We start from the raw sequence: 22,848 nt of genomic DNA, 5'->3' as shown, positions 1-22,848 counted from the left end.
GCGCGGCCGGTTTGGAAAACCGGCTGCGCCCTTGCGCCCGGCCCGCGGGCTGGACCACTGTGCGGTCCAGGGGAGGACCGTCGTTTTGATCAGGACACGGAGGCAGGCCGTCACGATTCTCGGTGCGGCGCTGGCGTCGCCGGCCGGCGCGCTCGCCGCCCCGCGCAAGGCCGGCGTGGCGATGGATCTTCAGCCGCCGGCGCCCCAGGACGAAAGCGACACCGCCGCCCTCGCCTCGGCCGCCGACGTCGCCGAACGGATGACCGCCCCGGTGTTCATCAACGGCCAGGGGCCATTCGACTTCGTGGTCGACACCGGCGCGAACCGCACCGTGGTGGCCCGGGAACTGGCCCTCTCCCTCGGCCTGCCGCTGGCGGGCCGGGCGGAAATCCACGGCATCGCCGGGGTTGAGCCCTCGGAAACCGTCAACATCGGCCGCCTCGACATCGGCCGCGTCGCCTCCCGCCGGCTCCGCGCGCCGATGCTGGACCGCGCCAGGCTGGGGGCCGACGGCCTGCTCGGGGTCGACGTCATGCGCAATCGCCGCGTGGCGATGGACTTCGCCGGCAACCGGCTGACCATCGGCAAGCCGGACGCCGAGCCGGTGACCCGGCGCAACGTCTCCGACGGCCGGCTGCGCGACAACGCCGCCGAGGAAGCTGCGGCGGCCAATGTGGTGATCGTGCCGGCGCGCTACCGGTTCGGCCAGCTGATCATCATCGACGCCGACATGGGCGGCTCGCCGGTCACCGCCTTCCTCGATTCCGGTTCGCAGAACACGGTCGGCAACCTGGTGCTGCACCAGCGGCTGAAGGCGACGCCCTTCGCCCTGACGGCGCAGACGACCGTGGTCGAGCTGATCAGCGCCACGGGCCAGCGGGCCCAGGGCGAGCTGTCCAGCGTGCCGCCCCTGCGCATGGGCGGCCTGACCATCGGCAATCTGTCGGCGGTGTTCGCCGACCTGCACATCTTCCGCCTCTGGGAGCTGAGCGACCGCCCGGCGATCCTGATCGGCATCGACGTGATGCGCCACTTCGACGCCGTCGAGCTCGACTTCGCCAACCGCCGGGTGCTGTTCCGCACGCCCTCACGGGCGCTGCGCCGCCTGCCGCCGGGCTGAGGTCTCAGTGCAGGGGCGTGGGCGCCAGCACCTTGGCCCCGCTGGCGCGCATGCGCTCCGCGGCGACTTCGTCGATGATCGACTGAGCCCGCGGGTCGCCCAGGATCCAGGCCGCGGCGGCCAGGGTCCGGGCCGAGGTGGCGCTCACGCCCAGCACCTGTTCCAGGGCCTGGATCGGCGAGGCGTGCGGCGTCATGCGCTTGAGGCGGACGTCCCCGGTCAGGCCGGCCAGGGCCTTGGCCTTGTCCACCGCCTGGTAGAAGCCGCCCAGCTCGTCGACGAGGCCGATCTCCCGCGCCTGCAGCCCCGTCCAGACCCGGCCCTTGGCGATTTCGCGGACCCGGTCGGGCTTGAGGTTTCGCCCTTCGGCGACACGGGTGATGAAGCTATCGTAGATCCGGTCCATCCAGGCGGAGAAGGCCGCCTCCTCGGACTGGTCGAAGGTGCGGCCGATGCCGAAGGCGTCGGCGTAGTCGCCGCCGACGTCGAGCCCGTGCACGTCCACGCCCAGCTTCTCAAGCGCAGGTCCGAACACGAACTTACCGCCGAACACGCCGATGGAGCCGGTCAGGGTGCTGGGCTGGGCGACGATGGCCGAGGCTTCCGACGATATCCAGTAGCCGCCCGAGGCCGCGTAGGTCCCCATGCTGACCACCACCGGCTTCTTGGCCGCCTTGGCGGCGCGCACGGCGGCGAGGATCTGCTCGGAGGCCGTGTCCGAGCCGCCGGGCGAGTTCACCCGCAGGACGATCGCCTTCACGTCGTCGTCCTCGGCCGCGTCATAGATCGCTTCGGACAGGTCGTCCGAATAGATGGTCGGCCCGGTCGAGAAGGGATTCGCCACGCCGTCATGACCGGTGATGATCGGCCCTTCGGCTTCCACCACCGCGATCATCGGGCCTGATCCGGCCGTCGAGCGGTCACGCCGGGACCGCATGTAGTCCTCGAAGGCGAGGAACTGTTCGCCGCCGGCCTTCTTCAGGATCGCCTGCTCGGCCTCCTTCACCTGGCCCACGCGGTCGATCAGACCCTTGGCGCGCGCCTCCTCGGCGGAATAGGGGCCCGCCTCCAGTGTGCGGCGAAGGGCGTGAGGTTCGGTCTTGCGGTCGCTCGCGGCCGAGGCGACGGCGGCGCTGAACACCGAGTTCATCCACGACAGCGTCGCCTCGCGGTGCTGGGGCGTGTAGTCGGTGTAGAGGTAGGGATTGACGGCGTTCTTGTACTCGTAGCGCTGCTGGTAGTCGGCCTTGACGCCGTACTTGTCGAACAGGCGCTTGAAGAACAGGTCCTCGGTCGCCAGGCCGGTCGCCTGGAAGGAGGCCGCCGGCTGCATCCACAGCTCGTCCGCCGCCGCGCCGACCATGTAGGTCGAGGTGACGACCCCGGTTGGGTAGAGGCCCTGGCTATGGGCGTAGACAGGCTTTCCGGACGCGCGGAAGTGCTTGATCGCCAGCCGCAGTTCGTCGGCGGCGGCCGGCTCCATGCCCCCCTCCGGCAGGCGCACGAACAGGCCCTTGACGTGGCTGTCGCGCTCGGCCCGGCGCAGGGTCTCGATCACCCCCATGACCGACAGGCTGCGCCGCCCGAAGGCGCTCAGGGGGTTCTGCGGATCCTGGTCGGTCATCGGGTCGCGCAGGTCCAGGGATAGCACCGACTGCGCCGGCGTGGCGGGGGGGCGCGCGGCGCCGGCGGCCATCACCACCAGCAGGAACGGCACGCCCACCAGGAACAGCACCAGCCCGGCGAACACCCCGGCCATGGTGACGAAGAACTGTTTCATTGAGACTCCCGCCCTCAGCCATCCGGGCAGACCCTATATCGGGCGTCGCGCCCGGCAAATGAAGAGGTTGTGGCGAAGGTGGACCACGCGTCGCGGCGCCTCGGCGTCAGGCGGACCGGCCGCGCGCCTCCAGCGGCCAGATGTCGACCAGGGTGTCGCCCTGGATCACGTGGTAGGCGTCGTGCAGGTTGACCGTAGGATCGCAGTGGGGGGCGGCCAGGGTGACCACTTCGCCGAGTTCCGGCGGCCTTTCTCCGCGGGGCGGCACGATGCAGCCGTGTTCGTCGCCCATGAAGTGATAGGCCGACCCCGCCGGCGCGCCGGCCAGGATCGGGGGCGCGCCGGCCTCGGTGGCGAAGGCCTTGAAGCCGGCGTCCACGGTCACGAGCCGGTCGTGGTTGGCGCTGATCACCCGGGCGTCCAGCATCAGCGAGGTCTCGAACGGGACGCGGCCGTCGCCCGTCAGGTCGCATTCCTCATACTGGCGGTCCATGAAGACGTAGGAGCCGACCTGAAGTTCGGTGAATACGCCGAGCTCGAGGTCGATGGCGTGGGTGCCGGTGCCGCCGCCGCTGACGATCTTCGGCGCGAGGCCGGCCGCTGAGAGCCGGGCGATGACCGACTTCAGATAGTCCGTCCGCTCGATGATCGCCGCGCGCCTTTCGGCGAAGGCCTCGATGTGCTGCTGCGAGCCGCAATAGAACTGCACGCCGCCGAAGGTCAGGCCCGGCGCGGCCTCGATCCGTCGGGCGAGCGCCACCGCCGCCTCGGCGTCGGCGACGCCGGTGCGGTGCAGACCCGGATCGATATCGACGAGCACGGTCATCCGTGCGCCGCTCGCGGCGATTGCGTCCACCGCCGCGGGATGGTCGACGGACGCCATCAGCCCTTCCGAACGCGCGGCCAGGGCCGCCAGCCGGGCCACGGCCGAGGCGCCCACCACCGGAGAGGTGATCAGGAGGCCGCCGATCCCGGCGTCGGCCAGGGCCTCGGCCTCGCCCAGCTTGGCGCAGCAGACGCCCAGCGCCCCCGCCTCGATCTGCCGGCGCGCGATGGCGGCGCACTTGTGGGTCTTGGCGTGGGGGCGCAGCGCCAGTCCCGCCTGGCGCGCGCGATCGGCCATGGCGGCGATGTTGCGCTCCAGCGCGTCCAGGTCGACGAGCAGGGCCGGGGTGTTCAGGTCGCGGCGCGAGCCCTGGCGGCCGATAAGGTGCTGGTGGAGGGTCTGGGCGTAGGTCATGCGGGCCTTTCCTTGGCGCCGGGAAGGTGCGCGAAAACGCCGGCCGGGGGAAGCGGCGCCAAGTCCGCTTCTGCGTCCTCGAGGCTGGGCGCGCGCCCACGGCGAAGTCCGCCGCCGGCGGCTTACGCGTGCAGATGCGGCGCGACGGCGCTGGCCACCGAGCGCGCATGGCTGGCCACGCGCCCCAGTTCCTGGTCGGAGAAGCGCCGCGAACTGCGGAAATGGGTGGACAGCACGCCGATCGGCGCGTCCGACGTCGCCTTGAGCGGCAGCGACAGGACGGCCCGGAATCCGGCGTCCTGGGCCACGTGGCGGTGAGGCTCGAACGCGGGATCGGTTCCCACGTCGTCCACCGCGACCGCTGAGCCGTCCGCCATCGAGCGGCCGCAGACCGAGCCGTCGCCCGGCCGGACCAGGGCGAAATGATGCAGGAACTGCGGCCGGAAGTTCCGCTGGGCCAGGATCACCAGGCCGTCCAGATCCTCGTTCCAGACCTGCAGCAGGCCGAACTGGGCGTCGAGCAGCCGCATGGCCTCGTCGATCGACTGCTCGGCCAGCATCTGCAGAGCCGCGTCCCGGTGCGCCAGGTCCGGCGTGGACGCCTGCTCCAGGTCCTGCAGGTCGGATTCGGCCTCGAGCAGCAGCCGCTGCAGGTGCTCGCGTTCGGCGGTCGAGGGCTCGGCGTCGATCAGGGCGCGAAAGCGCCTGATGTTCTCCTTGAGCATGAAGCGCCACATGGCGGGTCTCCTTACCCCCGGGACCGCCCCCCATGCATACCGTCAGCACACGACCGGCGTCCAGGATCAGCGCAGGATCGGCGCGAGTTTGCGCCAGAGCGCGTCGTCGAACGCCTTGTCCGGGGCCGCCTGGCCGAGGCGCACGACGACGAGGCGCAGGCCGGGGCTGACATAGAGCTTGCGGTCCATCGCGCCGAGCGCGGCGCGCACGTCCGCCGGCGCGGAGGGAATCAGCGGCCCCTCGACCCGTTCGCCCGTGACCCGCATGGCCCAGGGCCCGCCGTTCAGCCACCAGAGCCGCCCATAGGCCGGGTTGGCCGGCGTGGGCGCGAACAGCGCCGCCAGCGCCTCCTCGGACACGACCCGCCGGCCGTTCGGGGCCAGGCCCCTGTCCAGCACCATCCGGCCGAAGACCGCCACGTCGTCCGGCGTGGTGACGAGGCCGGTGGGATTGCCCACATCGCCCAGGGCCGCTGGCCGGAGCCGCCAGTCGGTCTGCGTCATGCCCGCGGGCGCGGTCAGCCACGCGCGGGTCAGGGCCTCCAGGCCGCGCCCGGACGCAGCCTCCAGAACGCGCTTGGTCACGGCGTAGACGGGCGTGTTGTAGACGAAGGCCGCACCCGGCGGGCCAGCGCAGGCGAACCGGACGTCCAGGCCGGACGTCATGGTCAGGACATCGACGATCCGGATCGCCGCCTCCTGGTCGGGCGCCGCGCGGGACCAGCCCGCGCCCAGGTGGCGGCTGACGGGATCCTCGAAGTCGATCAGACCCTTGTCCGCGGCGATCGCCGCCAGGACGGCGACGAAGCTCTTCTGCTGGGAGGCGACGTCTTCCAGGAGGGCGCCGTCGGGGCCGGCGCCATGGACGAAGGCGGCGGCGAACGCCTCGTCCGTCGCCGGCCAGTCGGCCCGGACGAGAACCTCGCCATCCTGGATCACCCGCAGGCCGGTGGTCCCCTGGGCCCGGGCGTAGTCGAGCAGGTCCTGCATCGCTCCGGCGGGCGCCTCCTGGCGGCTGTGCGGCATGGCCGCCTCCTTCACCTCGTCCGCCGCACCCTAGCCTGTTCGGGCGGATGGGCGCGACGCGCGAGAGAAACTGTCGCGTCGGCACGGAAGAATGGTTGGAGCAGCAGGCGCTCTGGTCTGCCGGACTTCGCGGTGGGGGCCGTGATCGCCCGGACCCAAGAAGAAATCCGGACCGCCGACGACTACCTGCGCACCTGGGGGCCCGATCCCCGCATCCTAGTCGACGACGCCCGCCCGAGGGCGGACTAGCCGGCGCCGCACGGAACGGTTGTCGAGTCTGACGCCGCGGGCCCGGACGGCCGCGGCTTGAGGGACAGCTCCACAGCGCACGGGACTGGTCGCCGGAGCCACTATCTGGAAGGGGGAATATCACCCCGCCTTGGCGCGGGGAGGAATGGTCGTGTGTGCAGTCGCTGGGCAAAAGGTCTCCCGGAAAATGGGAGACAAATCAGCCTGAATCGGGCCTCCTCGATACGGTCGAGGGCGTGAGTTTCTAGGGCTGGATGGCGCGCAAGCAATTGAGAATATTATTTTATTTTCCGAGCCGGGCGCGTCCCTTTGAAGTCGCGTCGGCGCGGTTGGTCTCAATTGGCTTCCATCGCATCGTGGCTTCAGCGTGAGTTCCGCGTCGCGACCCGCTCGTTCCTCACGACTGCGAAGGGCCCATCCCGCTCCAAATCGGCTGCAGTCCATTCGTGAGGCAAGGGGACTGAGTGTCGCCGAGCTTGCGCGGCGCGTCGGTGTGACCCCTCAGGAAATTGGCTACCTGGAAACGGGTAAGCGGCAGCTTACAGTCACCTGGCTGAAGCGCCTGGCCGCGGTCCTTGATTGTGCGCCATGGTCCATCGTCACGGACGAGACATCCGACCTGTCAACCGATGAGCAACAGCTGGTCGCTGCCTATCGGCGAATGCCGAAGGAGTTGCAGTCAGAACTACTCCTACGCCTCTCCAGCGATACAGGCTCAGCTTGCTCCGAGCTTGAGCTTAAGCATTAGGTTTACGCCGCGCATTCCTACGAGCTTGCGGCGAACGTAACAATCTGTTTCCTTAAAATCATGAGATCATGATTGAGGAGAGCGGCAATGGCCGCTTCCGGTGGCACAGAAGTTGATGCCTCCAAGCCGGGCGAGACGCGCTTGCGCGCGGCTCAGTACGTGCGCATGTCGACAGACCACCAGCGCTACTCCACCGAGAACCAGGCCGACGCCATTCTGAAGTATGCCGAGACCCACGGCATGGAGATCGTTCGGACCTATTCTGACGAGGGTAAGAGCGGGCTCAATATTGGCGGTCGCGAAGGCCTTCAGCGGCTTCTCGAAGATATTCAGGGTCGGTCCGCCCACTTCGAGGTGCTGCTCGTCTACGACATCAGTCGCTGGGGGCGATTCCAGGACGCGGACGAAAGCGCCTACTACGAATACCTGTGCCGCCGAGCCGGCGTGCGCGTGGTCTATTGCGCCGAGCCGTTTGAGAATGACGGCACGCCGATGGCCACCATTTTCAAGAGCGTGAAGCGGGCGATGGCGGGCGAGTATAGCCGCGAGCTCTCTTCAAAGGTCTTCGCTGGTCAGTGCCGCCTGATCGAACTCGGCTTCCGCCAGGGCGGAGTGGCGGGCTATGGGCTTCGCCGCTTGTTGGTCGATGACAAGGGCCAAGCCAAGGGCATACTCGGCCCGGGCGAGCACAAGAGCCTGCAGACCGACCGGGTCATTCTGGTGCCGGGGCCCGCCGACGAAGTCGCCATCGTCAAACAAGTTTATCAGCGCTTCGTCGTCACGGGCATGACCGAGCGGGCGATCGCAGACCAGCTGAACGTAGAGGGTGTCGCAGCAGACCAGGGTCGCCCGTGGACGCGCGGCGCTGTGCATCAGCTGCTCACCAACGAAAAGTATGTTGGCCATAACGTCTTCAATCGCTCCTCCTTCAAGCTGAAGCAAAAGCGGGTCCGCAATCCGCCCGAGATGTGGGTTCGCGCCGAAGGCGCGTTTGAACCGGTCGTGCCCGAACATCTCTTCCAACAGGCGCGCCAGATCATCCTCGAACGTTCACGGCGGTTCACCGACGAAGAGATGCTGGCCAAGCTGCGCCGGCTCTTTGAGACGAAGGGGCCGCTGTCGGGGCTCATCATCGACGAGGAGGAGGCGATGCCGTCCAGCAGCGCCTACCGCTCTCGATTCGGGAGCCTGCTGCGTGCTTATCAGCTGATCGGCTACCGTCCCCAGCGCGATTACCGCTACCTACGCATCAATGCCCGGTTGCGAGACCTCTATCCAACCGTGGTGGCGCAGGTCGTAGCGGGCGTGCGCGAGGCGGGCGGCACGGTCGCCGGTCCCGGGCCCGATGGTCTCTTGCGGGTCAACGATGAACTCACCCTGTCGATCGTCATCGCCCGTTGCCGTCAGACCCAGGCGGGCAGTTATCGTTGGCGCCTGCACTTCGACACCAGCCTTGCCCCCGACATCACCATCGCGGTGCGGATGGACGCCGCCAATCGCGCCATACTGGATTTCTATTTCTTCCCGCGCATCGATCTCATCTCTGATCGGCTGCGGCTGGCGGAGGAAAATGGCCTGTCGCTCGACGCCTACAGGTTCGACGACCTGAGCGACCTGTTTGCGCTGACGGCCCGAATTCCATTCGCGGAGGTGGCGTGATGGACCAGCCCGACATCATCGTTGAGATGATCCCGATCGATCAGATTGGCGTCCTAAATCCGCGAGCCCGCAACCGGAAGAACCATCGCGAAATCACCGACAACATCGAGGAGATCGGGCTGAAGCGCCCGATTACGGTGGCGCGTCGCAGGCTTCCCGGCGGCCAAGTTCGCTATGACCTCGTGTGTGGTGAGGGCCGGATCGAGGCGTTCCAGGCGCTCGGCCAGAGCCAAGTCCCGGCGATTATCGTCGACATGCCGGAAGAGGACTGCCTTGTCCGAAGCCTCATTGAAAACATCGCCCGGCCCCAACATCGGGGCGTCGATAATCTGCGCGAGGTCGGCGAACTGCGGAAGCGCGGCTACACCGACGCCGAGATCGCCCAGAAGATCGGGACATCGCCCTCATGGGTGAACATGATCATCACGCTCCTGGAGAAGGGCGAGGAGCGTCTGATCGCCGCTGTTGAAAGCGGCATAATCCCGATCACTCTGGCCATGACGATCGCGCGCAGCGATGACGCTGGCATCCAGCAGGCTCTTGCCGACGCCTATGCAGATGGAAAGATCAAAGGGCGGAACGTCGAAATCGTTCGCCGCCTGCTCGACCAGCGACGGCGCAAGAGTGGATTGGCCGAGGCGCGCTTCGGCCGCGCGTCGCATGGGAGACGACCCACTCCCGAGCAACTGGTTGAGGTGTTTCGGCGCGAGGCGGACCGGCAGCGCTTGATCACCAAGAAGGCCGACTTCGTTCAGAGCCGGCTACTGTTCGTCATCCAGGCGTTGAAGGAGCTACGCGCCGACCAGGCCTTCGCCACCCTCCTACGCGCCGAGCAGTTGGACACCATGCCGCGAGCCCTGGACGCCCGTGTCGCGGGCGGCGTGCGATGAGCGACCAGACGAACCTGGCGGGTGTACGGCTCGCGTTCGAGCGGCGTGGTGTCCGTCTGCCGATCGCGTCATTGACACCAATGAAGCGCCTGCGGCCCAGCGTGAAACTCAGTTCGAAGTACCGGCAGATTCTCACTTCGGTGCAGGCCGTCGGCCTGGTCGAGCCGCCTGTGGTCATTGGAGATCCGGCTGATCCAAGCCGCCACCTCCTACTCGACGGCCACTTGCGGATCGAGGCGCTGAAGGACCTCGGCGAAACGGAGGTGACCTGTCTGGTCGCCACCGACGACGACACCTTCACCTACAACAAGCGGATCAGTCGTCTGTCGGCGCCCCAGGAGCACCGAATGGTAGTCCGCGCCATCGAACGTGGCGTAGCGCCGGAGAGATTGGCCGGGGCGCTTGGCATCAATGTGCAGTCCATCCAACGGCGCGCGCAGTTGATGGACGGGATCTGCGAGGAGACAGCCGAGCTTCTCAAGGACACGCCCTGTCCGATGGCCGTGTTCGACGTGCTGCGGAAAATGGCGCCGTTCCGCCAGCTCGAGACCGCCCAGATGATGATCAACCAGGGCAACTTCGGAAAGCCGATCGCCATGGCCATGCTGGCGGCGACGCCAGAGGGTCAGCTTGCCAAGCCGCGGCGCAAGGGCGCCGCGACGAACGCGGTGACGCGCGAGCAGGTCGCGCGGCTGGAGCGCGAACTCGCCAGCCTGCAGGTCCAGATCAAGTCGGTCGAAGAGACCTTCGGTCTCGACAATCTGCATCTCACGGTCGCCAAGGCCTACCTCACCAGATTGCTCGGCAACGCGCGCGTCGTTCGCTGGCTCGCGCAACAGCGCCCGGAATACCTCACCGAGTTCCAGGCGATCGCCGAGCTCACCAGTCTGCCAGCCGAGGTGAGCGCCGCGGCGCCAAACTAGGGGACCGGGACCCTTCAAGCGCCGGGACCGTCGGAGACGCCGTCGTGTGGGGCGGATCGAGGGCGGAGGCGGGGATGGCGGCGAACCCGCGCGGAGCCCGCCAGGCCGGTCGTTATCAGATCGGCCGAGATCAGCGCGCCGGGCGAGTCGTCGCCCGGCGCGTTCAAAGGCGGCATGGTGGGCGGTGGTGCGTGGCGGCGCGGTCGCGGGCTTCCTATGCTGCGGCGTCATGCCAGGCGGAAACGAATCATCCGGCGTTGGGGCCGCGAGCTCACGGGGCGCTTTGCCTCAGTGTGGCGTCTACGCCTTGAAGGCCTTTCTCGACGCCAATGTGGTGCTGGAGGGACGAGATCTGTCCGAACTGCCGTGGATGGAGCTGCACGCCGGCGGTCCGATCCTCGCGCTCATAACGCCGCAGGCGATGGAGGAGATCGATGCAAAGAAGCGCGATGGCCGCCTGGGCAAACACGCCCGCGCGTTCAATCGGCTCATTGCGTCGTCGATCTCATCTGGAGCGCCTGTTGTGCTGCGCGAAGCTGCGCCTCGCGTCGAGCTTTGCCTTGCCGTTTGCGATCGCATCCCTTGGGGCGACTACGATGAGCTGGACCCCGATGACGGGGATGCGCGCATCGTGGCGGAGACCCTGCATGCACGCGGAGTCCCGCACGCTGAAAAGCGGCTTGTGAGTCACGACATCAAGCCGATCGCGTTCGCGGCCGGCCGCGGGCTGATGACGCATCACATATCAGACGACTGGCTTAGGCCGCCTGAACCGGGGCCCGCTGACAAGGAGATTCAACGTCTCAAGCAACAAGTGCGGGAGCTGAGGAGCGCCGAACCGGAAATCTCGATTGAAATCGAGATCGATAGCGAGCGGCCAGTTTGCCTCCACCGCCTGGAGCCGCTTTCGCCGGAAGCGACAGCCGCAGCGATCGCACTGGTCCGCCGCGAGACCAAAGGCCCGTCGCGGCAAAGTCAGTGGGGGTTGGGCGGCGACTATTTCAACCACGACAGTTCGTTCGATGATCGTTTCGACGAGTACTTGAACACAACCATTCCGGAGTTCTTCGCCAACTACGCAGAGAGGCTCCAAGGCGCCTTCAATCAGCGATCGTTCACTGTGCGGGTGATGAACGTCGGCGCCATCAGGGCTGATCATGTGGTGGTGGAGCTTCGGGCCTCCGGCGGCAGGCTGCACGACAAGTTCGTTTTCATTCCCCCAGGCGGGCCACGGGCTCCTCAGCCCCGCAGTCCTCTTGCGGGAATGACGACTATCCGCGACCTGATTTCACCCCATGTCGGTCGCCATGAGTTCGCCTTCTCGGATCCGCCCGCGCGAGATCGACGCATTACAGCCAATTGCGCTGACTTCCGACATGGTCAGACTTGGACCTTCGACGGGGTCATGGCGCTCGAGGTGGACCACGATGGTCCTGCCGAGCTGAGCGTGCGCGTCACGGCTGCCAATCTTCACGGGGAATGTTCGAAGGTAGAGCGCCTTGAGCTTGTCGCGACTCCCGGATCGGTGACTGAGTTCGTCGATGTCAGCGCCTTAAGATTCGTCGCCTCGCCGCTCTTCGACGATGCTCGGCGTGCGCTAGATGAGAAGAAGATCCGTTGGGAAATTGAGGGCTTCGAGGACGAAGAGTGATTTTCACGAGCCTTCTCGAGCGCGCAAACAGTGCCGCGTTTGGCCCTGCCTGAAGGGCGTCCGTGCTTAGGCTGCGGGGATTGAGGTGTATAATCACCGCATAATGTGCGGCGAAAGTGCTTGCATGTGCGGGGAATAAGCGCCATTTTCACCGCAGAAAGTGCGGAGAAAATGGCGACCTACATCCACGAACAGGGCGACTGGCCCCATCTGACTTGGGACCATAAGCAGCTCGAGGCGCAGCTTGCTGCGGTCCGCCTTCGGCAGGGCAAGCTCATTGGCCGGATGGAGACGCTGGGATTTCAGCGTCGAGCCGAGGCGGTCCTGGAAACACTCACCGCAGATGTCCTCAAATCGAGCGAGATTGAGGGGGAGCAACTCGACAAGGGCCAAGTCCGCTCCTCTATCGCGCGGCGCCTGGGGATGGATATCGGCGCGCTCACGCCGGCCGACCGACATGTCGAGGGCGTCGTCGAGATGATGTTGGACGCCACCCAAAATCACGGTGCGCCGCTCACCGACGAGCGCTTATTCGCGTGGCACGCCGCGCTCTTTCCGACGGGCCGGAGCGGGATGAGCCGCATCCTGGTCGGCGCATGGCGCGATGCAGCCTCTGGCCCCATGCAGGTCCTCTCCGGCCCAATCGGGCGTGAGCACGTTCATTTCGAAGCGCCGCCTGCCGAGCGGATGGAGGCCGAGATGTCGGCCTTCCTCGCCTGGTTCAACGGCGATGACACTTTAGATCCGATCCTGAAGGCGGCCCTCGCTCACCTTTGGTTCGTCACCATCCATCCCTTCGCCGATGGGAACGGCCGGATCGCGCGCGCCATCGCCGATCTTGCGCTGGCCCGTTCCGAAGGCAGCGCGCAACGCTTCTACAGCATGTCCGCGCAAATTCGCCTCGAGCGGAACGCCTACTACGCCATCCTGGAGCGCACCCAGAAGGACGGGCTCGACATTACCGCCTGGCTGCAATGGTTCCTGGGGTGTCTCGATCGTGCATTTGACGGCGCCGAGACCACTTTGGCGAATGTCCTTCGTAAGGCGCGCTTCTGGGAGGCCTTGGCGGGGCAGGCGTTCAACGAGCGTCAAAAGCGCATGCTCGACCTGCTCCTTGAAGGATTTGAGGGGAAGCTGACCAGCTCGAAGTGGGCGATCATAACTAAGACCTCACCAGACACGGCGCTTCGGGACATCGACGATCTTTTGCGCCGCAGGATCCTGGTCAAGGATCCGGCCGGTGGGCGCAGCACGAGCTACTCCTTGATCGAGACGCCTGCGGAAGCTCTGCGGGCCGTCGCCGCCTATACTCGCGCGCATGCGGCCATCTCCGCCTGGGATGGGCCGCGTATGCCGACACCGGCGGAGACGGCGGCGCGCCAGCGCCAGATTGAAGACCTCGCTGGTGAGATTGAGGCGTTGGCACAGCGCAGCGAGCAGGCTGCCGTGACCTACCGCGAATTCGAGGCTTGTCTCACGGCGCTCCATCAACAGGGGTTTCATCCCAACCCGCCATTAGTCTCGGCTGTCGCCCACGCTCTAAGCCGGGCGGCCTGAGGGGGCGCGAGTGGCGTTCGCTTCAGCTTGCATAGGCTGGGGCGCTCTCGCCTTCAGACGTAAGGGGCGAGCCGAATCCTAAGGTATGGGAAGGAGCTTCCTATTGCCCCTCGGAGTGGCCGGCGGCTTACCGTGCCGAGCTGTTCTCTGGATTTCCCATCCGCCCTTGTCGTGCAGGTCGAGCTGATCTTCGCAGGGGTGCCGGTACTTATTCGGCAACCCGTAGGAGGCGACCGCCACAGAGTGTTTGGCGCAGGGGCCCGGCGGTGGCGTTGCGCCCTTGCCGCCGTGATGCGGGATCATGACGGCCGTCAGGTTGGACTGAAGATCGGTGGGAATTGCGTGATATCCGGCGTCGCCCGTGAGCAGCACGGCTTGTCCATCATATGCCACGCGCATCGCGTACCCGGAGTTGTTCCGGTCGCTCGCAGGTCCATTGCAGCGCTTCAACTTGAAGCTGCCCAGGTCGAGCGAGCCCGAGATAAAATTCAGGTTGGAGCCGAGTGACTTCTGAAACTTCGCCGTGCGTGGGCCGACCGACTGGTCAGGAGCGTACCATTTCAGCGTCCGGAGGATCGGATGGTCGTAGGCTAGCGCATAGTGATCAAAGTCCCAGTGCGAGAGGATGATGACGCCCTCGCTGCTGGGAGTGTGGGCAAGGTGTCGCGGGAAGGAGCCTCTATTGAAGAAGATCGGGGCGCCGACGTCGAAATAGCCGACGCACAGATCTCGATCCAAGAAGGCAACGCACGCGGCCTGCCCGACATCAATCGCTTCAATCCGGGAAGTCTCGTTGGGGACTAGGGCGATGAATGCGCGAAGGTCAGATGCCTCGGTCCGGGTCGTATTGGGAGAGGTGCATGCCGCGCGAAGGCGCGCGACCGCGTCGGGATCCAACGCATCTCCAGTTGCCACTTCGACAGCGTTAGTGGGGATGGGATCACCAAAGACATCACCTTCAGAGGGGATTAGCCATGCGCGCGGGCTGCCGGGCGACTTCTCGGTGGTGAGGCTCACCCACGAGCCTTCCTCGGGGATGGCCTGATGGACGCCAATAAACTCTCGGAGTCGGTCGGGCGTAGTAAGCAATCTGACCAGGAAGAGGGCGTCGTCCCGCTCGATAGCAAGAGGATCGGCATCAAAGAGGTCGGCGTCGACGGCGTCGAGGTGAAGCGCTAGCCGCGAGCGTGGATTGTCGTCCTCCGCCGGGATCACAGAGTCCACGAACCCATAGAGGCGGCGCGGCAGCCGCCTTTCGGTAGGCCGAGGTGTTTGACGGCGCGCCATGGTCAATCTCGCTCATTCTCAGAGCGCATTTTCCGGGCGCAATCGTAAGTAGTTATTGACGGCGCGTCGGCAGAGTCGCCCACGCAAGACGCCTTTGGGCTATCCGCCGAGGAGGCCCATCTCGATCGCGCGCCGCGTGCGGTCGCGCCTCCTAATAGAACGAGGGATAGACGGTGATCCGCAGCGGCGTTGTCCTTGCCATGGCCCTTTCGGTTCCGCACTTGGCGCATGCTGATCCATGCACGGCGCCGTTGCCGTCCGCCGGGACCGTTTTTTCCGGAGCGGTTCGCTACGTTGGTGATGGAGACAGCCTCTGCGTCGGGCCTTCGGCCGACCCCGGTACATGGATCGAAGTGCGCCTGTCGGACTTCTATGCGCCAGAACTTGCCGCGCCAGGCGGCCGTGAAGCCAAGAAGGCGCTGAGCGATCTCGCGGAGGGCAGGAAGGTTAGCTGCCGGGCGGGTAAACGTTCCTACGATCGGGTTGTGGCGCAGTGTTCGCTATACGGCGCCGACTTGGGCGACCTGCTGCGTCGACGTGGTGTGATCGAGGGTGGGAACGGCTGGCGCTGACGACGATGCGGCCAAAACCTTGACGCTGATTGTCTCGTTCGCAACCGTGGGGTGGGAGCTGGGCCATGGAACACCTCACCAAATCTCGGATCGCCGAGTACGAGCAATGCGAGAAGCGCTTCTGGCTCTCCGTGCATCGGCCCGAATTGGCCGCAGTCGCCAGCGGGGCCTTGTTCGCCGGCGGCAATCAGGTCGGAGGACTGGCGCGCTCGCTTCTCCCGAACGGTGTGGCCGTAACTGAGATCGATGCCGTCGCCGCTGTCGAGCAAACGGCCGAGCTAGTTCAGGCTCACCCGGACCGCCCGATTTTCGAAGCCGCGTTTCGACATGAACGCGTCCTTGTGCGGGCCGATGTGCTGCTGCCTGAGGAGGGCGGCTGGCGCATGATCGAGGTCAAGAGCAGCGGGTCGGTGAAAGCCTACCAACTCGCCGACCTCGCCACTCAGGTCTGGGTGACTCAAGGCGCAGGTTTGCCCCTCGCTGGCGCCGTCATTCGGCACGTGGACACCAGCTTCACCTACCCTGGTGGCGGCGATTACGCGGGCCTGTTCAAGGATGCTGATGTCCACGGCGAGCTTGGCCCCCTGGTCTCAGGACGCGCGGACCTGGTCCGCGAGGCCTGGGGACTCGCGCTGGCTGGCGAGCCGGCGAAGGAGCCGGGTCCGCACTGCTCAGACCCTTTTGAGTGTCCATTCACTGCCTATTGCCTACAGAATGCGCCGACGCAGCCTGACTATCCCGTCACACTCCTGCCCGGCGTCGCCGGCAAGAAGATCGCGGCTCAGCTCTCAGCGGCGGGGTACAACGATCTCCGTGACGTGCCGGTCGGCGCTATCGAGCCGCCCGCCCAAGTCCGCATTCACGAAGCGACGCGCTCTGGCGTGCCCTACCACGACCGCGCCGCGTTCGCCGCTGCGGTCGGCGCATGGTCATTCCCGCGCCACTACCTCGATTTCGAGACGATCGCCCATGTGGTTCCTCCCTGGGCCGGCACCCGGCCTTACCAAGCCGTCCCGTTCCAATTTTCGTGTCACGTAGAAGAGGCCGACGGCGCGCTCACGCATGCCGGCTTCCTCGACTTGTCAGGCGATGATCCGAGCCGCGCCTGCGCCGAGGCTCTGATCGACTGCATCGGCGATGAGGGAGCAATCATCACCTACAATGTCGCCTTTGAACGCGGTTGCATCACCGGTCTAGCTGCCAGGTTTCCGGACCTCAGCGACGCGCTGATGGCCCGTGCTGAGCGTCTCGTCGACGCGCTCCCGCTTGTTCGAGCGCACTACTATCACCGCGACATGAGGGGATCGTACTCCATCAAGGCGGTGCTCCCGGTGGTGGCGCCGCATCTCTCCTACTCGGACCTGGAGGGTGTGCGGGATGGGCAGGGCGCGCAGATCGCATATCTTGAAGCCACCGCGCCGGAAACGACGCTGCAACGCCGAGTCCAGCTGCATGGGCAGCTCAGCAGCTATTGTGGGCTCGATACCCTGGCCATGGTCGAGCTGGTGCGGGCGCTTTCGGCATGAAACGCTTGGATGAGGTGGTGGTCCACCTCCTTCGGCCTCATCCGAGCAGAATATTGAAGAGGATTGGCCTGGCCGTCCAATCACCCTCAGCGAGGCGCGCGGCAGGGTTCTGGATTGCCTGCACCTGCGCGCGATCGGTCAAACAATTTGCCACAAGATAGAGCCAGAATTTATCGCCATGAGTTTGGGCCGCACGAAGTTCGCCGGCGGTGAAGTCGATGCTGGTGAAGGCTGCGGACACGGTTCCTTTCACCTCGACGCGCTGCAGTTCACCGGATGAGTCGACATAGTCGATGTCCCAGCCCGGCCTTTCGCCCTCGGCGGCTCGGTGCACCAAAGTTGCTGGGCCCAGAGTATGACGAATGAAGGCGAGGGCGGCGCGTTCAGCCCAATCGCCAACTTCCTTAGCGCGCTTGGATTTCCGGTAGCCACCATTGGCTCCGCCGCCCACAGTTTTGCCTCTGGGTACGATCAGGTTATCGGCGGCTTGCGGCGTGGCTGGCTGTGGAACGATGGTCGGGGCGCTTGTGCCCGTCGGGCGTCCGGCGGCCGCGACAATCCGTTCAAACACGTCCTGATCGAGGGTGCGGACGCCGTTGCGCCACATGTTTGGGGCGATCTGCTCGTAGAAGACGCCATCCGGCTTGGCGGGGACGGGCGGTGTAAACGGCACATAGTCTTCAATGGTGCAGAACCAGGACGGCCGCGAACTCCCCGTTGTTGCAGGATCTTGCCGGATTTCCCCGATCCGGCCGCGACCAAAGTATTCGGCCTGGCCGCGAGGACCATCCTTCCGGTGAACGCCGCGGTAGTAGACGAATGGTTCGCCCGTCCGGATCTTGTTCTTGTACTGATTGGGGTAGTGATACTGGACGCCCGTGATGTCGTTCCAGGCGTGGTCGGGATTGAGAACAACGTCGTTGGTGGTCAGGACAAGCGGCATCAGGCGTTTCTGTATGAGAATGGCGGACGCCAAATGGGCAACCGTATTCATTACAGTGGCACGTCGATGCGAAGCGGCGCCAGCCTTTGACCTGGCCAGCACGGGTGGCTGACGGTTGCAGGCGTAGACGTCACACGCGCTGTTCGCTTGCCCGCCTGCCCACCGGCTGCCCGATGGGTTCGTTCATGCTATGTCCCGGAAGCGCAACTCGCGCCCTGCTTGATTCGGAATTGAGCGTCGGTGACGGATTTCAGCTTCTACGAGTTTTTCGCCGGCGGCGGCATGGCGAGAGCTGGCCTAGGGCCGGGCTGGACTTGCCTTTTCGCCAACGACTTCGATCCGATGAAGGTTCGCGCCTATGCTGACAATTGGGGCGAGGAGCATCTTGTCTGTGAGGATGTGGCCAAGATCTCCGTGGCCAACCTCCCGGGTCTAGCCGACCTGGTCTGGGCCTCGTTTCCTTGCCAGGACCTCTCGCTCGCCGGGGATTACAAGGGACTTGGTCGTCACGATGCCAACGAAGTCACCCGTTCGGGAACCTTCTGGCCGTTCTGGCGACTGATGCAGGACCTCAAGAGAGAGGGGCGTGCGCCGCCCGTCATCGTGCTTGAGAACGTACTAGGCGTGCTGACCTCAAAAGGGGGCGCCGATTTCGCTGCGATCGCAGAGACCTTAGCGGCCAGTGGATATTGCTTTGGTGCGCTCGTGCTCGACGCCCGGTGGTTTGTCCCCCAGTCGCGGCCGCGGGTGTTCGTGGTTGCGGTGCGCGAGGATATTGAGGTTCCCGCTGAACTCACGCTGCATGAGGCTGGCGACGCCTGGTCACCGGCAATGTTGCGCAACGCGCATTCGAAGCTGACGCCGTCGCTCGCTGCTCGCTGGATCTGGTGGAAACTTGCTGAGCCGACCAACCCGCAGCCGAGGTTCGCTAACCTGCTTGAAGAGGAGCCGCAGGGCGTAGAATGGCACGACCCCAGCCAGACAAAGAAGCTCCTGGAAAGCATGTCTGCGTTGAACCGACGGAAGGTCGAGCTAGCCAAGACGGCGGGGCGCCGGATGGTGGGCACGCTCTACCGCCGGACGCGTCCTGATCAGGATGGCGGTCGCTCCGTAAAGGCTGAGGTCCGCTTCGACGACATTGCCGGATGTCTACGGACGCCCGCTGGCGGCTCCTCCCGCCAGAGCCTTTTGATTGTGGATGGTGAGCAGATCCGCTCGCGACTGCTGTCGCCGCGCGAGGCGGCACGCCTAATGGGGCTGCCTGACAGCTACAGTCTGCCGACGCGCTACAACGACGCATATCATCTGGTTGGTGACGGCGTTGTCGTTCCGGTCGTCCGGCACCTTGCCAATCAATTGCTCGAACCCCTCGTGCTTGCTGTGCGCGGTTCGGACCGGATGGCGGCCGAGTGAGCGCCCCCTCTGCGATCGAAGACGCCAAAGCACTCGATCTGGAGGCAGCACTCGCGCATTTCGCGGAGACCCACGGCATACGCTCCAAGGGCGCGCTCTGCCTTCCGCTGGTTGTCACTGACCACGCCCGCGTCATGGGCCTGCCGCTCGACCCGAACCGCTTGCGCACAGACAAGGAAGGTCAGGTGCTCGGCCTCGGCAAAGGTAAGGTTCAACAGATCCTTGCCCGGCACGGCATCGACCGTGTGCTAGCGGAGGAGGGCGGGCGGACGAGCCGCGGATCGCTTGGCAAGATGAGTGCGTATGTCGCCTTCTTGAACGCCCGATCGGCCGAAGGCGCGTTCGATTTGGATGCGGTGGAGAAGTTCTGGATTGCGCGGGTGCGCGAGTTCTTCGCGGCAAAGCCCTTTGTGCTGCGCATCGATCCTACCCTGAGCCTGCGATCCGCCTTCCGCCATCTCTTCGCCCAGGCGGAGGCGCGACAGAAGGAGATGCAGGGAACAATGGTCGTGGGTACGATCATGCAGCATCTAGTCGGGGCTAAGCTCGAAGGTGTCTTTGGCGCGACCATTGGCCACCACTCTGCCTCGACCAAGGACGAGGGACAGGCCCGGCCTGGCGACTTCAACATCGGTGACCTCGCCATTCACGTCTCAACGGCGCCGGGCGAGGCGTTGATCCGAAAGTGCCAGGCAAACCTTGCTTCTGGGCAGCGGCCAGTAATTGTTACTACGGCCCGGGGGGTGACAGTCGCTGCTGGCCTCGCGGAGAATGCAGGCATCGCCGAGCGACTGGACGTCTTCGACGTAGAGCAGTGGCTGGCTGCCGAGATTCTCGATCGCGCTGGCGACAGCATCGTTGGCCGAAATCAGGCGGTGGTTCAGCTGCTTGATCGCTACAACGCCATCATTGGGAAGGTGGAAACCGACCCTTCGCTAAGAATCGAAGTTGCTGCAGCTGGGCGCGGCGGTTGAGCCCATGGGCTTCTTGAAACGTCTCTTCGGCTTGGATCGTCCGCAATCCCGCGACGCCTCCGAATCCCTCCAACGCTCAATGATCGTCCAAAGCTCCAGCGAACCGAGCGGCGACGTGATGGATCGCTACTATGACAGTATGGGGCGCATCCAAGCGGCTATGTCTCGGCGCGACTATGTTGCTGCTGCGGCCGAAACTCGAATTAGTCTGAAACTGATCCCTGGATGGGTGAAAGCGACGCGCGAGAGCTACGGCTCCTTCGACATCGCCTCGATCCCGGCCATTGAGCAGGGCGCGATCGCCCTCGCTCTTACTGGAGACGATCAGGGGCTCCGTGAAATGGCAGACACAGTTGCCGCGTCGCCTGATCTTGCGGCGTGGGCTGATCGGGTGAAGCTCGCGTTCGGCGACCTGAACCTTTTCGCGCGTATCCAGATGGTGGTCGCGGAGCATCCGGGCTGTCTTCAGGCATCGCTTAAGACGCAACTTGGCCAAGAGGACGGTTCGCGGATCGCGACGTTGACCAGCTATCTTGAGAAAGCGGGCCTTGTTGCGCGCGTGAAGTCCGGACGGACCTATAAGCTCTTCCCGCCAGGTTCCGCGGATGTGCCGGTTCCGCCACCCCAGCGCGAGGTTGGTTCGCACAGAATCGATAAGGTCCCGCCTCGCCTCCGTGAGGTCGACGTCACAAACCTTGAATACGTCCCGCTTCCCCGTTCGCCTCTGAAGTGGGAGGAAGCCCAAGCCGGTCGGGAGCGAGCGAAGTCTTCAGATGCCGACGGTCCATTCGAGGTCCGCGATGCGGATTGGACCATAACGTCCGTCGAAAAGATCCCAGCAAGCGGGCGTCCAGATTCCGCCTACCGGATCTCGCATCCGTGCCAGACCGGTGTCATTCTGATTGACGACCTCGGAAAGGCCGAAGGGCTTGGCGCCATTCCGGCATCGGCGATGCGGTACGATCGCTCGGGGAAGGTGGCGGCAAAAGCAGCGCTTCTCCACGACACCTACCGCCTCGGCGTCCATCCGTTGGGGGATGGACTGATCGCGCTCTCGCGCGATGCGCATCTCCATGCCTACGACCATGAGCTGAAGCCCATCCTCGAGACGGCGGTTTCGAGCGCGCCCGAGATCTCGGAAATCCGAAAGCGATTTGAGATTTCCGAAGGCGAGCTGAAGAACCATCTTCGCTGTGTCGCTCTCTCGCGGGACAGCTCACGATACCTCTTCACGGTCGTTGATGAAGCGTGGTGTGTGAGCCTGGACGGAAAAGGCCTCTGGGGCGCCCGGCTGCCAATCCAGGACGGGTGGACAGCTGTCGCCGCGCCCGCTGGCCAGTTCGGCACCAGTGACGAAATTCAGCGTGCTCTTAGGTTGATGGAGTTGGCGCTGCCAGTCACACCGGAGGAGATTAAGACCCGCTACCGGGCGCTGGCCAAGAAGTGGCACCCGGATTTCAATCCCGACGACGTTGGCGCGACTGAGAAAATGCAGGCGCTCAGTGCTGCCGCTGCGGTGTTGACAGGGATCGAAGCGTCGTTGCTCCCGAAATTCACAGGAACGGTTTTCAAGCGCGAACTTGATCGACACGCCTTCGAGGCTGACGGGTTGACGTTCACAGTGACGATGGGACTTCAGGCTGGGGAAAAGTTCGCTGCCGATTGGATCTACGCAGCGAGCTTTGCAGCGTCGTCGCACGGCGCCTACCTCGCTGGCTACTCAGGCCGTGTGGTGGAGGTGGATGAGCGTGGCGAAGGCGTGCGCGTCTACGATATCGGAGCGGTCCCGAGGCAGATCATCGACACTGGACGTCACCTCTACCTGCTGACGGACACGCGCCTCTACGTGCTGCGCGGCAATGCACTTTGCGCGCTCGTCGATACATTCGATGGCGGAGACTTGCTGGTGGCAGAGAACGGCTTTGGCCTGCTTGAAAAGAAGCGCATGCGTTGGTTCTCTCCTGCCGGTGACTACCTTGGAAGTGTCGCGACTAGGGATCCGATCAGGCGTGTTTATTTCTCACATGGCCGCTTGATCGTGGAGACACGCCAAGGCCGCGCCGAAATTAGCGGGGCGCCCAACTGGTGGAGTAGCTAGGAAGTCTCGGCAGGCGTCGCCTGATCCGACTGGACTTCTATCGCGTCGCAAGCGTCCGTGCGGCGATGAACGAGGATACGCCCGACAACTGGACGGCCGCCGAAACTCTACTCATGGCGCTGGCGGAGGAACTTGAGGCCGCAGTGGAAATGTCAACCAGTCGGGAAGCGGAGGCGCTGTTCGCCAAGATCGCCGAACGGTGCCGTAAGGCTATGATCCTGGCGGAGGCGGGCCACCTCGTCGCGGCCGGGCGAAGCTAATCCACCAGGGTCGCCAATTTGGCGCCCAAGGCCCCGGCGATCTTCTCCAGTACGGTGATTGTCGGATTGCGAACGCCCCGCTCGACACCGGAGACGGCACGCCTGCGCGATCGGCGAGGTCCTCCTGCGAGATGCCCTGAGCCTCCCGAAGTCGCTTCACGTTGAGCCCCACTCGCCGACGCACGTCCATGGCCC

Annotated in this window: 19 protein-coding genes and 1 pseudogene; 13 read left to right on the top strand and 7 right to left on the bottom strand. The window is 65.2% G+C overall.

Going from position 1 to position 22,848, the window contains the following annotated elements; all coding sequences use genetic code 11:
* Positions 1 to 85 precede the first annotated feature (85 nt).
* Entirely contained in the window at positions 86 to 1,120 is a 1,035-nt protein-coding gene (locus ACK4YQ_RS14130) for a retroviral-like aspartic protease family protein (protein WP_409612060.1), read from the top strand.
* Positions 1,121 to 1,124: 4 nt separating this feature from the next.
* On the opposite strand, the gene sppA is transcribed toward ACK4YQ_RS14130, so the two are convergent.
* The 4 genes from sppA to ACK4YQ_RS14110 form a co-directional block, all read right to left on the bottom strand.
* Positions 1,125 to 2,900 carry a signal peptide peptidase SppA gene (gene sppA, locus ACK4YQ_RS14125; RefSeq protein ID WP_409612059.1) on the bottom strand — a complete coding sequence of 592 codons (1,776 nt, stop codon included), beginning with the start codon at positions 2,898 to 2,900 and terminating at the stop codon, positions 1,125 to 1,127.
* 106 nt (positions 2,901 to 3,006) lie between these two features.
* Positions 3,007 to 4,140, bottom strand: a complete 1,134-nt coding sequence (locus ACK4YQ_RS14120; protein WP_409612058.1) for a DSD1 family PLP-dependent enzyme — start codon at positions 4,138 to 4,140, stop codon at positions 3,007 to 3,009.
* Between the two features lie 122 nt (positions 4,141 to 4,262).
* The gene (locus ACK4YQ_RS14115; protein ID WP_409612057.1) at positions 4,263 to 4,877 is read right to left on the bottom strand and encodes a GAF domain-containing protein; all 615 of its coding nucleotides are present in this window, start codon (positions 4,875 to 4,877) and stop codon (positions 4,263 to 4,265) included.
* Positions 4,878 to 4,943: 66 nt separating this feature from the next.
* Positions 4,944 to 5,903 (bottom strand): serine hydrolase domain-containing protein, encoded by a 960-nt coding sequence (locus ACK4YQ_RS14110; RefSeq protein WP_409612056.1) that lies wholly within the window; start codon positions 5,901 to 5,903, stop codon positions 4,944 to 4,946.
* Positions 5,904 to 6,519: 616 nt separating this feature from the next.
* Here ACK4YQ_RS14110 and ACK4YQ_RS14105 point away from each other — a divergent pair.
* The 6 genes from ACK4YQ_RS14105 to ACK4YQ_RS14080 all read left to right on the top strand — a co-directional run bounded on the left by ACK4YQ_RS14105 (position 6,520) and on the right by ACK4YQ_RS14080 (position 13,580).
* Positions 6,520 to 6,900, top strand: coding sequence for a helix-turn-helix transcriptional regulator (locus ACK4YQ_RS14105; RefSeq protein WP_409612055.1), 381 nt, complete (start codon positions 6,520 to 6,522; stop codon positions 6,898 to 6,900).
* A gap of 87 nt (positions 6,901 to 6,987) precedes the next feature.
* Positions 6,988 to 8,559: a recombinase family protein gene (locus ACK4YQ_RS14100; protein WP_409612054.1), complete on the top strand. Its 1,572-nt coding sequence runs from the start codon at positions 6,988 to 6,990 to the stop codon at positions 8,557 to 8,559.
* Positions 8,559 to 9,449, top strand: a complete 891-nt coding sequence (locus ACK4YQ_RS14095) for a plasmid partitioning protein RepB C-terminal domain-containing protein (protein ID WP_409612053.1) — start codon at positions 8,559 to 8,561, stop codon at positions 9,447 to 9,449. The genes ACK4YQ_RS14100 and ACK4YQ_RS14095 overlap by 1 nt, the downstream gene beginning before the upstream one ends.
* Positions 9,446 to 10,372, top strand: a complete 927-nt coding sequence (locus tag ACK4YQ_RS14090) for a plasmid partitioning protein RepB C-terminal domain-containing protein (protein ID WP_409612052.1) — start codon at positions 9,446 to 9,448, stop codon at positions 10,370 to 10,372. Before ACK4YQ_RS14095 ends, ACK4YQ_RS14090 begins: the two co-directional genes overlap by 4 nt.
* A 307-nt stretch (positions 10,373 to 10,679) precedes the next feature.
* Entirely contained in the window at positions 10,680 to 12,023 is a 1,344-nt protein-coding gene (locus tag ACK4YQ_RS14085; RefSeq protein WP_409612051.1) for a hypothetical protein, read from the top strand.
* 171 nt (positions 12,024 to 12,194) lie between these two features.
* On the top strand, positions 12,195 to 13,580 hold the full coding sequence (locus ACK4YQ_RS14080) for a Fic family protein (RefSeq protein ID WP_409612050.1): 1,386 nt from the start codon (positions 12,195 to 12,197) through the stop codon (positions 13,578 to 13,580).
* Positions 13,581 to 13,658: 78 nt separating this feature from the next.
* Here the strand turns inward: ACK4YQ_RS14080 and ACK4YQ_RS14075 are convergent, their stop codons facing one another.
* A complete protein-coding gene (locus ACK4YQ_RS14075) occupies positions 13,659 to 14,873 on the bottom strand; it encodes a hypothetical protein (RefSeq protein ID WP_409612049.1) in 1,215 nt (404 codons plus the stop codon).
* A 167-nt stretch (positions 14,874 to 15,040) separates the two neighbouring features.
* Here ACK4YQ_RS14075 and ACK4YQ_RS14070 point away from each other — a divergent pair, with 167 nt between their 5' ends.
* Together ACK4YQ_RS14070 and ACK4YQ_RS14065 are read left to right on the top strand one after the other, a co-directional pair.
* On the top strand, positions 15,041 to 15,439 hold the full coding sequence (locus ACK4YQ_RS14070; protein ID WP_409612048.1) for a thermonuclease family protein: 399 nt from the start codon (positions 15,041 to 15,043) through the stop codon (positions 15,437 to 15,439).
* 65 nt (positions 15,440 to 15,504) lie between these two features.
* Positions 15,505 to 16,965 (top strand): DUF2779 domain-containing protein, encoded by a 1,461-nt coding sequence (locus tag ACK4YQ_RS14065; RefSeq protein WP_409612047.1) that lies wholly within the window; start codon positions 15,505 to 15,507, stop codon positions 16,963 to 16,965.
* A 37-nt stretch (positions 16,966 to 17,002) separates the two neighbouring features.
* Here ACK4YQ_RS14065 and ACK4YQ_RS14060 read toward each other — a convergent pair whose 3' ends face one another.
* A complete protein-coding gene (locus ACK4YQ_RS14060) occupies positions 17,003 to 17,908 on the bottom strand; it encodes a DUF3883 domain-containing protein (RefSeq protein WP_409612046.1) in 906 nt (301 codons plus the stop codon).
* Positions 17,909 to 18,148: 240 nt separating this feature from the next.
* On the opposite strand from ACK4YQ_RS14060, the gene ACK4YQ_RS14055 reads away from it, so the two are divergent.
* The 4 genes from ACK4YQ_RS14055 to ACK4YQ_RS14040 all read left to right on the top strand — a co-directional run bounded on the left by ACK4YQ_RS14055 (position 18,149) and on the right by ACK4YQ_RS14040 (position 22,653).
* Entirely contained in the window at positions 18,149 to 19,321 is a 1,173-nt protein-coding gene (locus tag ACK4YQ_RS14055) for a DNA cytosine methyltransferase (protein ID WP_409612045.1), read from the top strand.
* A complete protein-coding gene (locus tag ACK4YQ_RS14050; RefSeq protein ID WP_409612044.1) occupies positions 19,318 to 20,295 on the top strand; it encodes a DUF4928 family protein in 978 nt (325 codons plus the stop codon). Before ACK4YQ_RS14055 ends, ACK4YQ_RS14050 begins: the two co-directional genes overlap by 4 nt.
* Positions 20,270 to 22,393: a J domain-containing protein gene (locus tag ACK4YQ_RS14045; protein ID WP_409612043.1), complete on the top strand. Its 2,124-nt coding sequence runs from the start codon at positions 20,270 to 20,272 to the stop codon at positions 22,391 to 22,393. Before ACK4YQ_RS14050 ends, ACK4YQ_RS14045 begins: the two co-directional genes overlap by 26 nt.
* A 65-nt stretch (positions 22,394 to 22,458) precedes the next feature.
* Positions 22,459 to 22,653 carry a hypothetical protein gene (locus tag ACK4YQ_RS14040; RefSeq protein WP_409612042.1) on the top strand — a complete coding sequence of 65 codons (195 nt, stop codon included), beginning with the start codon at positions 22,459 to 22,461 and terminating at the stop codon, positions 22,651 to 22,653.
* Here ACK4YQ_RS14040 and ACK4YQ_RS14035 read toward each other — a convergent pair.
* Positions 22,650 to 22,843, bottom strand: a pseudogene (locus ACK4YQ_RS14035) (helix-turn-helix domain-containing protein). The gene ACK4YQ_RS14040 and the pseudogene ACK4YQ_RS14035 sit on opposite strands and share 4 nt — an antisense overlap.
* Positions 22,844 to 22,848: the final 5 nt, after the last annotated feature.

Origin of the sequence: Phenylobacterium sp. (assembly GCF_046291545.1) — a bacterium.
In the GTDB taxonomy this organism is placed as follows: domain Bacteria; phylum Pseudomonadota; class Alphaproteobacteria; order Caulobacterales; family Caulobacteraceae; genus Phenylobacterium.
The sequence above is the reverse complement of the archived record's forward strand: the minus strand, read 5'-3'. Positions and strand labels throughout refer to the sequence as shown.

What these genes read in the sequence shown, in the direction of transcription:
- ACK4YQ_RS14100 (WP_409612054.1), top strand. Translation starts at nt 6,988, where the DNA reads ATGGCCGCTTCCGGTGGCACAGAAGTTGATGCCTCCAAGCCGGGCGAG.
- ACK4YQ_RS14095 (WP_409612053.1), top strand. Translation starts at nt 8,559, where the DNA reads ATGGACCAGCCCGACATCATCGTTGAGATGATCCCGATCGATCAGATT.
- sppA (WP_409612059.1), bottom strand. Translation starts at nt 2,900, where the DNA reads ATGAAACAGTTCTTCGTCACCATGGCCGGGGTGTTCGCCGGGCTGGTG.
- ACK4YQ_RS14065 (WP_409612047.1), top strand. Translation starts at nt 15,505, where the DNA reads ATGGAACACCTCACCAAATCTCGGATCGCCGAGTACGAGCAATGCGAG.
- ACK4YQ_RS14110 (WP_409612056.1), bottom strand. Translation starts at nt 5,903, where the DNA reads ATGCCGCACAGCCGCCAGGAGGCGCCCGCCGGAGCGATGCAGGACCTG.
- ACK4YQ_RS14080 (WP_409612050.1), top strand. Translation starts at nt 12,195, where the DNA reads ATGGCGACCTACATCCACGAACAGGGCGACTGGCCCCATCTGACTTGG.
- ACK4YQ_RS14120 (WP_409612058.1), bottom strand. Translation starts at nt 4,140, where the DNA reads ATGACCTACGCCCAGACCCTCCACCAGCACCTTATCGGCCGCCAGGGC.
- ACK4YQ_RS14060 (WP_409612046.1), bottom strand. Translation starts at nt 17,908, where the DNA reads ATGCCGCTTGTCCTGACCACCAACGACGTTGTTCTCAATCCCGACCAC.
- ACK4YQ_RS14040 (WP_409612042.1), top strand. Translation starts at nt 22,459, where the DNA reads ATGAACGAGGATACGCCCGACAACTGGACGGCCGCCGAAACTCTACTC.
- ACK4YQ_RS14090 (WP_409612052.1), top strand. Translation starts at nt 9,446, where the DNA reads ATGAGCGACCAGACGAACCTGGCGGGTGTACGGCTCGCGTTCGAGCGG.
- ACK4YQ_RS14115 (WP_409612057.1), bottom strand. Translation starts at nt 4,877, where the DNA reads ATGTGGCGCTTCATGCTCAAGGAGAACATCAGGCGCTTTCGCGCCCTG.